Origin of the sequence: Curtobacterium sp. GC_Cur_3, from assembly GCF_026544205.1 — a bacterium.
Taxonomy (GTDB): Bacteria; Actinomycetota; Actinomycetes; order Actinomycetales; family Microbacteriaceae; genus Curtobacterium.
The window spans coordinates 17,700-28,294 of record NZ_JALNUI010000035.1 but is presented as its reverse complement, the minus strand read 5'-3'; the positions used below and the strand labels follow the sequence as shown (position 1 = coordinate 28,294).

Annotated in this window: 10 protein-coding genes; 4 read left to right on the top strand and 6 right to left on the bottom strand. The window is 72.8% G+C overall.

Going from position 1 to position 10,595, the window contains the following annotated elements; translation table 11 throughout:
- The 4 genes from OXR63_RS15800 to OXR63_RS15785 form a co-directional block, all read left to right on the top strand.
- Positions 1-994: 6-phosphofructokinase (locus OXR63_RS15800; RefSeq protein ID WP_267424776.1), on the top strand; the 994-nt coding region annotated here is incomplete at its 5' end.
- Between the two features lie 141 nt (positions 995-1,135).
- Positions 1,136-2,113: an acrylyl-CoA reductase family protein gene (locus tag OXR63_RS15795; RefSeq protein ID WP_267424774.1), complete on the top strand. Its 978-nt coding sequence runs from the start codon at positions 1,136-1,138 to the stop codon at positions 2,111-2,113.
- An 88-nt stretch (positions 2,114-2,201) separates the two neighbouring features.
- The gene (locus OXR63_RS15790) at positions 2,202-2,870 is read left to right on the top strand and encodes a GntR family transcriptional regulator (RefSeq protein ID WP_267424772.1); all 669 of its coding nucleotides are present in this window, start codon (positions 2,202-2,204) and stop codon (positions 2,868-2,870) included.
- A 61-nt stretch (positions 2,871-2,931) separates the two neighbouring features.
- On the top strand, positions 2,932-3,753 hold the full coding sequence (locus OXR63_RS15785; protein ID WP_267424770.1) for an ABC transporter ATP-binding protein: 822 nt from the start codon (positions 2,932-2,934) through the stop codon (positions 3,751-3,753).
- A 552-nt stretch (positions 3,754-4,305) separates the two neighbouring features.
- On the opposite strand, the gene hemL is transcribed toward OXR63_RS15785, so the two are convergent.
- From hemL to hemQ, 6 genes are all read right to left on the bottom strand, one after another.
- Positions 4,306-5,649 (bottom strand): glutamate-1-semialdehyde 2,1-aminomutase, encoded by a 1,344-nt coding sequence (gene hemL / locus OXR63_RS15780; RefSeq protein WP_267424768.1) that lies wholly within the window; start codon positions 5,647-5,649, stop codon positions 4,306-4,308.
- Complete coding sequence (gene hemB / locus OXR63_RS15775; RefSeq protein ID WP_267424765.1) at positions 5,646-6,701, bottom strand: porphobilinogen synthase; 1,056 nt, start codon at positions 6,699-6,701, stop codon at positions 5,646-5,648. The genes hemL and hemB overlap by 4 nt, the downstream gene beginning before the upstream one ends.
- A complete protein-coding gene (locus OXR63_RS15770) occupies positions 6,698-7,447 on the bottom strand; it encodes a uroporphyrinogen-III synthase (protein ID WP_267424762.1) in 750 nt (249 codons plus the stop codon). The genes hemB and OXR63_RS15770 overlap by 4 nt, the downstream gene beginning before the upstream one ends.
- Positions 7,448-7,538: 91 nt before the next feature.
- Entirely contained in the window at positions 7,539-8,558 is a 1,020-nt protein-coding gene (gene hemC / locus OXR63_RS15765; RefSeq protein ID WP_267424760.1) for a hydroxymethylbilane synthase, read from the bottom strand.
- Positions 8,555-9,790: a ferrochelatase gene (locus OXR63_RS15760; protein WP_267424759.1), complete on the bottom strand. Its 1,236-nt coding sequence runs from the start codon at positions 9,788-9,790 to the stop codon at positions 8,555-8,557. The genes hemC and OXR63_RS15760 overlap by 4 nt, the downstream gene beginning before the upstream one ends.
- Positions 9,787-10,542 (bottom strand): hydrogen peroxide-dependent heme synthase, encoded by a 756-nt coding sequence (gene hemQ, locus OXR63_RS15755; protein ID WP_267424757.1) that lies wholly within the window; start codon positions 10,540-10,542, stop codon positions 9,787-9,789. The genes OXR63_RS15760 and hemQ overlap by 4 nt, the downstream gene beginning before the upstream one ends.
- Between the last annotated feature and the right edge of the window lie 53 nt (positions 10,543-10,595).

Here is a 10,595-nt window from a genome sequence, read left to right as displayed (position 1 = left end):
CCCCGGTCTCAACGCCGTCATCCGGGCTGCGGTCCTCAAGGGCATCGCGATCCACGGGTACGAGTTCGTGGGCTTCCGGGACGGCTGGCGCGGTGTCGTCGAGGGCGACATCGTCCCGCTCGGCCGCAAGGACATCCAGGGCATCGCCAAGCAGGGCGGGACGATCCTCGGCACCAGCCGCACGAACCCCTTCGAGGGCCCGAACGGCGGCGTCGAGAACATCGAGCGCGTGCTCACCCGGCACGGCATCGACGCCATCATCGCGATCGGCGGCGAGGGCACCCTGGCCGCAGCGAAGCGCCTGACGGACGCGGGACTGAAGATCGTCGGCGTGCCGAAGACCGTCGACAACGACCTCGGCGCGACGGACTACACGTTCGGCTTCGACACCGCGGTGGAGATCGCGACCGAGGCCATGGACCGCCTCCGCACCACCGGCGAGTCGCACTCGCGCTGCATGGTCGCCGAGGTGATGGGCCGGCACGTCGGGTGGATCGCGCTGCAGTCGGGCATGGCCGCCGGGGCGCACGCGATCCTGATCCCCGAGCAGAAGACGTCGCTCGACCAGATCGCGTCGTGGGTCCGTTCCGCCTACGACCGCGGACGCGCGCCGCTCGTCGTCGTCGCCGAGGGCTTCGTCCCCGACCACGAGGACAACGCGCACTCGGAGCGCGGCCTCGACGCCTTCGGCCGACCGCGGCTCGGGGGGATCGGCGAGCGCCTCGCGCCGCTCATCGAGGAGATGACCGGCATCGAGACCCGGGCCACGACCCTGGGCCACATCCAGCGTGGCGGCACGCCCACCGCCTACGACCGGGTGCTCTCGACGCGGCTCGGGCTCGCCGCCGTCGACTCCGTGGTCGAGCAGCGCTGGGGCCGCATGGTCGCGCTGCGCGGGACCGAGATCGTGCACGTGTCGTTCGAGGACGCGCTCGGCGAGCTGAAGACCGTGCCGCAGTCGCGCTTCGACGAGGCCGCGATCCTGTTCGGCTGACGTCGGGTGCGCCGTCGCGTCGGCGTCCGCCGTCGGGTCGGGTGCGCCGTCGCGTCGGCGGTCGCCGTCGCGTCGGCGGTCGCCGTCGCGTCGGTGGTCGCCGTCGTACCCGGTCGGGAGGCTCGGGGTAGCGTCCGGCGCATGAGCCGCGCCGTCCTCGTCTCCCGTTCCGCCGCCCCGACCGTCACCGAGGTCGACGTCCCCGACCCCGGCGAGGGCGAGGCCCTGGTCGACGTCACGTACTCGAGCGTGAACTACAAGGACGGTCTCGCGCTCGCAGGGGACCCCGGCGTCGCGCGGATCGACCCGCTGGTGCCCGGCGTGGACGTGGTCGGCACGGTCGCCGCCGTCGGACCGGGTGTGCACGACGTCGCGATCGGCGACCGGGTCACCCTCAACGGTGCCGGTGCGGGCGAGACCCGGCACGGCGGCTGGACCTCGCAGGCGGTCGTCCCCGCGGCGTCGCTCGTGGTGCTCCCCGACGCCGTGTCCGACGACTTCGCGGCCGCCATCGGCACGGCGGGCTTCACGGCTGCGCTGAGCGTGGTGGCGCTCGCACGCTTCGTGACCCCGACCGACGGCCCGGTCGTCGTGACCGGGGCGTCCGGTGGTGTGGGCTCGGTCGCGATCCCGCTGCTCGCAGCACGTGGGTACGCGGTGACCGCCTCGACCGGACGGTTGACGAACCGGGCGTCCCTGCGGGAGCTCGGCGCGACGGACGTCATCGACCGTGCCTCGATCAGCGAGCCGGGCAAACCGATGCAGAAGGCCGTGTGGGCGGGTGCCGTGGACAGCGTCGGCGGGGCGACCCTGGCCAACCTGCTGGCGTCGACCCGGTGGGGTGGAGCGGTGACGGCGTGTGGGCTGGCGCAGGACGTGCAGCTGCCGACCACCGTGCTGCCGTTCATCCTGCGCGGGGTCTCCCTGCTCGGGATCAACTCGGTCGACGCCCCCGCTGCACTCCGTCGGCAGGCGTGGGACCTGCTCGCCGCCGAGCTCGACCCGCGGCTGCTCGCACGGGTCACCCGGACGGTCGGGCTCGAGGACGCGATCGCCCTCGGACCGGACGTCCTGGCCGGCGCCGTCCACGGTCGGGCGATCGTCGACGTTCGTCGGTGAGCCCCACGGCGGGTGTTATTGCAAGCGTTTGCCGAATGCCTCGTTAGGATGTGGGATACAAGACCGTCCGTCACGTGAGGAGTCCGGAATGCCGGTACCCAAGTCGACCGTCGAGAACTCCCCGCGCAAGCTGCTCCGCGACGTGGTGCTCGAGAAGATGCTCGCCGCGATCCAGGACGGCACGCTCCAGGCGGGTGAGCGGCTCAACGACGACGAGCTCGTCCGCTGGCTCGGCGTCAGCCGCACGCCGATCCGTGAGGCGATCGCGAAGCTCGTCGACTACGGCCTCGTCGACATGGAGGCGAACCGCTACACGCGCATCGCCACTCCGTCTGCGAAGCAGTTCGACGACGCACTCCAGGTGATGCTCGGGTTCGCCGAGCTCGGTGCCCGCTGGGGCGTCCCGAAGCTCGACGCCGCCGGCGAGAAGGCCGCGCTGGGGATCATCGAGGACCTGCGCTCGCACGCCGAGGCCGAGGACCGCGCGGTCAACCGCGACCTCACCGCCCTGCTGGTCCTGCTCGTGCGCGCGACCGACAACGCGTTGCTCGAGACCTTCACGGGCTCCCTCGTCCCACGCGTGCAGTTCCTCGCGCTGACCGCCGAGGAGTTCGTCTTCTGGGACGTCAAGCAGGCGCTCGACCCGCTGCGTGCCGCCGTCACCGCGCGCGACGGCGAAGCGGCCGCTGCCGTGATCCGCGCCCTCGCCCGCACGCTGGACGACCACCTGCAGACGCTCCGCGCCGCGCGGGCCTGACACCCGCGACGGGGGCCGGGACGGGGACCGGGTGGGTCTCCGGATGGGCGACGATGGGACGGTGAACTCCGTCCTCCTGCACACCGAGGGTGTCCGCGTGACGCGCTCGGGCCGTGACCTGCTGCACCACATCGACCTGACCGTCCGGCGCGGGGAGCACTGGGCGCTCCTCGGGCCGAACGGTGCCGGCAAGTCGACCCTGCTCGCCGTGCTCGGCGCCACCGGGCACCCCTCCGCCGGCACCGTCGAGATCCTCGGGAACCGCCTGGGCCGGGTCGACGTCCGGGCGCTCCGCGAGCGCATCGGGCACGTCGACCCGCGCCACCGCATGCTCTCGCCGCTGACCGTCCGCGAGACCGTGCTCACCGGGCTGACGGGCACGACGGACCTGATGACGCGGTGGACCCCCACGGACGACCAGGTCGAGCGCGCCGAACAGCACATCGCCGACGTCGGGCTCTCCGCGCGGAGCGATGCCCGCTGGCCGGTGCTGTCGCAGGGGGAACGGGGTCGTGCGCTCATCGCCCGGGCGCTGATGGCGGAGCCCGAGCTGCTGCTGCTCGACGAACCCGCGACCGGGCTCGACGTCGCCGCCCGCGAGCACCTGCTCGACACCGTCGACGCCCTCCGTCAGCGGCACCCCGAGCTCGGGAGCGTGATGGTCACCCACCACCTCGAGGACCTGCCGACCTCGACCTCGCACGCACTCCTGCTGCGGGACGGCGCCGCGGTGGCGCAGGGTCCAGCGGACGAGGTCATCACCTCCTCGGCGGTGTCCCACGCGTTCGACTTCCCCCTCGCCATCGTGCGCAGCGAGGGCCGCTGGCACGCGCGCCGCGCTGCGGAGCCGGGAGGAGCCTCCCGGCCGTCGCGCGAGGCGTGAGACGCCCCCGTCTCGACGCGGTGCCGGACGCCGACAGTCCGCGAAACACCGGTGTCTCCGCAAGACGCCGCGGATTCCGGCGGCGTCTCAACCAGACACCGGTGTCTTGGCGCACCCGCTTCTCGAGACGCCGGTGTCTCGGCGCCGACAGGGCCGTCACAGACGAGACGCCCCCGTCTCGATGCGCTCGCGCCCGCCCGAGTGCATCGAGACGCCGGTGTCTCGACGAGACGCCCCGCCAACGCCGAGACGCCGCAGATTTCGGCGGCGTCTCGATGCCTCGGCGGCGTCTCAACCAGACACCGGCGTCTCGGTGAACCCGCCTCCCGAGACACCGGCGTCTCGGCGCAGACAGGACCGTCCCACCCGAGACACCCCCGTCTGGATGTGGCCCGGGCCGCCCAAGTGGCGTGAAACACCGGTGTCTCGGCAACGCGCCGCGGACATCGGCGGCGTCTCTGCAAGACACCGGTGTCTTGCCAGCATGCACGGGCGCGACGCGGGCGTCCCGGCGAAACGCCCGCGCGCGCCCGCCCGCGCCCGCCCCCCGCGTCAGACCGTCGCGGCCGCCGCTGCCTTCGCCGCAGCCGGCAGCGCGTCGAGCACCCGCCCGACGGCACGCTCGTCATGGGCCGCGGTGACGAACCACGCCTCGAACACACTCGGCGGCAGGGTCACCCCGGCGTCGAGCATGGCGTGGAAGAACGGCGCGTACCGCCAGACGTCCTGCGCGCGGACGTCGTCGTAGTTGCGCGGTGCCTGCTCGGAGAACGCGAACGAGAACAGGTTGCCGGCACGCTGCACGCTGTGGGCGACACCCTCGGCGGCGAGTGCCTCGCTCGTCGCCGCCGCGATGGTCGCCGCGGTGCGGTCGAGGTGTGCGTAGACCTCCGGCGTCGCGGCCCGGAGCGTCGCGATGCCCGCGGCGACCGCGATCGGGTTCCCGGACAGGGTGCCCGCCTGGTAGACGGGGCCGAGCGGGGCGAGGAAGTCCATGACCTCGCGACGCCCGCCGAGTGCGGCGAGGGGCATGCCGCCGCCGATGACCTTGCCGAACGTGATCAGGTCGGGCTTCCACCCGGCACCGTCGGGGACGACCTTCGAGGCCTCGAGGCCCCACCAGCCGGCCGCACCGACACGGAAGCCGGTCAGCACCTCGTCGACGATGAGCAGCGCGCCCTGCGCCTGCGTGATCCGGGCCAGCTCGCGGTTGAAGCCGCGGTCGGGCGCCAGGACGCCCATGTTGGCGGCGGCGCTCTCGACGATGACGGCGGCGATGCGCTCGGAGTGGGTGTCGAACGCGGCACGGACGGCGTCGAGGTCGTTGTACGGCAGCACGAGCGTCTGCGCGGCCGTCTCGGCGGTGATGCCAGCGCTGCCCGGCATCGCGAGCGTCGCGACGCCCGAGCCGGCCTCGGCCAGCAGCGAGTCGGAGTGACCGTGGTAGTGCCCGGCGAACTTCACCAGGAGGTCACGGCCGGTGTAGCCGCGGGCGAGACGGATCGCCGTCATCGTGGCCTCGGTACCGGTGGACACCATGCGGAGCTTCTCGATGGGGCCGTCGCCGTCGACCGACACCCGCTGCTTCACGAGTTCGGCGAGCTCGGTCTCCCCCGGCGTCGACGCCCCGAAGGACAGCCCGCGCGCGGCGGCCTGCTGCACGGCCTCGACGGTGCCGGGGTGCGCGTGCCCGAGGATCGCGGGACCCCACGAGGCGACGAGGTCCACGTACTCGCGGCCCTCGGCGTCGGTGACGTACGCACCCTTCGCGGAGACGAGGAAGCGGGGGGTGCCGCCGACCGAGCCGTACGCACGGACCGGCGAGTTCACGCCGCCCGGGATGCTGTTCTTGGCCCGGCTGAAGAGCTGGCCGTTCGTGGTCGGTGCCGTGGTCATTCGGGGGCCTTCCCGGTCGAGGCGATGCCGGCGACGTCCGCGGTGCTGCCGGAGGTGCGGAGGCCCGCTTCCTCGTTGAGCTTCCGCGCGATGTCCACGGCGAAGTAGGTCAGGATCGCGTCGGCGCCGGCACGCTTGATGCCGACGAGCGACTCCATCGCGGCGGCGTCACGGTCGATCCAGCCGTTCTGGGCGGCCGCGGTGATCATCGCGTACTCGCCGGAGATCTGGTACGCCCACACCGGCACGGGCGAGGTCGCCGCGGTCTCGGCGAGGACGTCGAGGTAGCTCATCGCGGGCTTCACCATGACGATGTCCGCGCCCTCGTCGACGTCGAGTGCGACCTCGCGCAGCCCCTGTCGACCGTTGGCGGCGTCGATCTGGTACGTCCGGCGGTCCCCCACGAGCGAGGAGGACACGGCCTCGCGGAAGGGGCCGTAGAACGCCGACGCGTACTTGGCGGCGTACGCGAGCAGGGCGGTGCCGGAGTGCCCGGCGGTGTCGAGGGCGTCGCGCGCGGCGGCGATCTGGCCGTCCATCATGCCGCTCATGCAGACGAGCTCGGCGCCCGCCTCGGCCTGGGCGACCGCCATGTCGCGGTAGCGCAGCAACGTGGCGTCGTTGTCGACGGAGCCGTCGGCCGCCAGCACGCCGCAGTGCCCGTGGTCGGTGAACTCGTCGAGGCACAGGTCGGACTGCACGACGAGGGCGTCCCCCACTTCTTGCCGAGCGACGCGGATGGCGACGTTGAGGATGCCGTCCGGGTCGGTCGCGCCGGAGCCGTCCGCGTCCTTCGTGACCGGCACGCCGAACAGGTTGACCCCGCCGACGCCCTGCTCCGCTGCACCGACGAGCGCCCGCCGGAACGAGTCGAGCGAGTGCTGCTGCACGCCCGGCATGCTCGAGATGTCGACGGCGTCGGTGGCGCCCTCGCGGATGAACATCGGCAGCACGAGCTCGGCCGGGTGCAGCCGGGTCTCGGCGACGAGTCGTCGCATGGCGGGGGTGGCACGCAGTCGTCGGGGGCGGACCTGCGGGAAGCGTCCAGTCACGGGTGACCTTCCTGATGGGGGGCGGGTTGGTGCAGTGCCTCGACGACGGCGTCGAGGAGGGCTTCGGCGGACCTGGTCGGTGCGACCACGTGGACCGGCAGACCGGCAGACCGGGCGTCGGTGGCGGTGCCGGGACCGATGCAGGCCACGAGGGTCCTGGGGTCGAGCGGGGTCATCCGGCGGGCGATCTCGCGGGCGACACTGCCGCTCGTCACGAGCACCGCGTCGGGTGCCGGGTCGAGGGCGACCGGCTCGTCGCCGGTCCCCACGGTACGGTACGCCTCCACGTCGTCGACGTCGATGCCACGGGAGCGCAGGCCGTCGACGAGCGTCGGCGCAGCGATCTCCGAGCGCGGGAACAGGACCGTGCCGTCGGTCGCCGGCAGGGCAGCGACGAGCGCAGCGGCCGAGGCGTCCTGCGGCACCAGCTCGACGGACCACCCGGCAACACGGGCGGCACGGGCGGTCGGCTCACCGACCGCTGCCACCAACAGCCCGGACGGGAGGCTCGGCACCCGTCCGGCGAGCACGGTCACGGCCGTCGCACTGGTCACCACGAGCCAGGTGTACCCGGCCCCGTCGGGCCGGTCAGTGCCCGCGGACGGCGAGGAGGGCCTCCCGTCCGGGCGGGACGCGACCAGACGTCGGACCGCACGGTCGAGGGCTGCTGTGTCTGCCGGCGGCTCGGTCGCGATCAGCGGCACGACCACGGGCTCGAGCCCGCGCTCGCGGGCGGCCGCTGCCACCCGCTCACCCCACGCGCCACCGCGCGGGACGAGGACCACCGGTGGTGGGACCTGGTCCGTGGCGGGGACGGCGGAGTTCGTGGTGGGCGTCCTACTCTGCCGGAGTCGCGAGACCCGGGCCAGCGGTGTACGGGCCGTCGGTGGTGTCCTCGGCGACGGTGTCGGCCAGGTCGGCGAGCTCACCTGCGCCGTTCTCGAGCAGCTCGGTCGCGACGCGGCCACCGACCTCGAGGGCCTCGTCCAGACGGTCCTGCGGCGAGCCGTCGAGGACCGCGGCGTGGGACGCGGTGCGGTACTCGGTGCCGTCGGGCCGGTAGACCGTGGCGGAGACGAGCAGCATCTCGGTGTCGACGATGGCGGTGGCGCCGATGGGTGCCGAGCAGCCGGCCTCGAGCTTGGCGAGGACCTCGCGCTCCGCGGCCACCGTGAGGCGGGTCGGGGCGTGGTCGATCTTGCGCAGGGCGGCGAGCAGGTTGCGGTCGGTCTCGTCGGCGCGGGTCTCGATGGCCAGCGCCCCCTGGCCCGGCGCGCTCGGCCAGAAGCCGAGGTCGAGCAGCTCGGTGGCCTCGCCGAGGCGGTCGATGCGGCTGAGCCCGGCGGCGGCGAGCACCACGGCGTCGAGGTCGTCCTGCACCCGACCGAGGCGGGTGTCGATGTTGCCGCGGATGTCGACGACGTCGAGGTCCGGACGCTTCGCGCGGAGCTGCGCGGCGCGACGGGGCGACCCCGTGCCGACCTTGGCGTGCTCGGGCAGGGTGTCGATCGTCGCGGCGTTCCTGGCGACCAGGACGTCGCGGGCGTCCGCGCGCTTCGGCACGGCGGCGATGGTCAGACCCGGGTAGGGCGCGGTCGGGAGGTCCTTGAGCGAGTGCACGAGGACGTCCACCTCTCCGGCGACGAGGGCCTCGCGGAGGGCGCTGGCGAAGACACCGGTCCCGCCGAGGCTGGCGAGGGAGGCGCGGTTCGTGTCGCCCTCGCTCGTGACGGTGACGAGCTCGACCGGGCGCCCGGACACCGCCGCCAGTCGGTCGGCCACGTCCTGGGACTGGGCGACCGCCAGGCGGCTGGCGCGGGTGCCGAGGCGGATCGGCGTCGGGGTGCCCTCGGTCACGGCGCCAGACCCGCGGCAGCCGGCTTGAACCCGGCCCGCTCGTTCTCGCAGCAGCCGGGACGGCAGACGTCGTACCAGGGGCCGATGTCCGTGACGTGGGGACGATCGGAGGTCGGCACACCATTGACGCGCTCCAGGACCAGGTCGACCAGGCCCGCGACGTAGGCCGGGTCGATGCCGGGCGTCTGCGTGCGGAGCGACCAGTAGCCGAGTTCACCGGCGGTCTCGGTGGCTTCCTCGTCGAGGTCCCACATGACCTCCATGTGGTCGCTGACGAAGCCGAGCGGGACGATGAGCACGGCGCGGGTGGGACCGCCCTTGAGCTCCTCGTTCATGTAGTCGTTGATGTCGGGCTCGAGCCACGGCTGCGTCGGGGGGCCCGAGCGCGACTGGTACACGAGCTTCCACGCGGGCTTCGACGTGCCCTGCAGGTGCGCGTGCTCCGGCTGCTCGACGAGCTCGGCCCAGGCCTGGTCGAGGACGACCTGTGCCACGGCCTCGTGCTGGGCGGCGTACGCACCGCCGTCCCCGAAGCCCCGGAAGTCCGGACCCGACTTGGCGGCGTCGGTGGACGGGATCGAGTGGGTGGAGAACAGGATGCGCAGCTCGGTGGCGACGTCGAGGCCGTCGTTCTCGGCGATCGCGCGGGCGAGGCCGTCACGGACGCCGTCGACGAACGGCTGCACGAAGCCGGGGTGGTCGAAGAACTGCCGGACCTTGTCGATCTGGATGGTGTCGATCAGGCCGGTCTCGTCGAGCACGCGGGCGTAGTCCTCGCGGTACTGACGGCAGCTGGAGAACGAGGAGTAGGCGCTCGTGGCGATCGCGATGAGCTTGCCGTAGCCCTTGTCGGCGGCCTCGGTGAAGGCGTCCGCCAGGTAGGGGTCCCAGTTGCGGTTGCCCCAGAGCACGGGCATGTCGATGCCGCGGCGCTCGAGCTCGGCTTCGAGCGCTGCCTTGAGCGCACGGTTCTGCGCGTTGATCGGGCTGACGCCACCGAAGTGCCGGTAGTGGTGGGCGACCTCTTCGAGGCGCTCGTCCGGGATCCCGCGGCCACGGGTGACGTTGCGCAGGAACGGGATGACGTCGTCCTGGCCCTCGGGACCGCCGAAGCCGGCGAGCAGGATGGCGTCGTACGCCGTCGGGACCTCGACGTGCTCGGGGCCGGACGCCGCGGCGGCGGTGGCGGCGAGGACGGGGCGGCCGTTCGTGATCTGGCTGGTGTCGGTCATGACAGCACCTCCGGGAGTTCGGCGGTCGTCACGCGACGACCCGTGTAGAAGGGGACCTCTTCCCGCACGTGCATGCGGGCTTCGGTGTACCGGAGGTCGCGCATCAGGTCGACGAGGTCGACGAGGTCGGGGCTCTCGAGCGGCAGGATCCACTCGTAGTCGCCGAGCGCGAAGGACGCGATGGTGTTCGTCAGGACGCGGCGGTACTTGGCGCCCTGGATGCCGTGGTCGCGGAGCATCTTCGAGCGGTCTTCCTCCGGCAGGAGGTACCACTCGTAGGACCGGACGAACGGGTAGACCGTGATCCAGGCCTCGGGGTCCTTGCCACGGAGGAACGCGGGCGTGTGCCGCTTGTTGAACTCGGCTTCACGGTGCATGGCCATCGCGTGCCACACCGGCTCGGCGTCCTGGAAGAGCGCGGTCCGCCGGACGTCGCGCAGCACCGCCTGGATCGCCTGGGCGTCGTCGCCGTGCAGCCAGATCATGACGTCGGCGTCGGCGCGGAAGCCGGAGACGTCGTAGAAGCCACGGATCGTGACGCCGTGCGCGGCGCCGCGGGCGACGACGGCGTCGAGTTCGGCCACGCCGTCGTCACCGACGCGGGTGACCGCACCGACGGGACGGCGGAACACGGCCCAGAGGGCGTAGGCCGTCAGCAGGTTCGGGTCGATGCCCGAGTCCGGTGCGGTCTCGTGCGGCGAGGTGTCGTGCGGGGTGTTGGTGCTGTCGTGCGCGGGCACGGTGGAACTCATGAGGTCCATTGTCCTATCGGTTGCAAGGAACTTGTCGTCGCCGGTCCCCACAC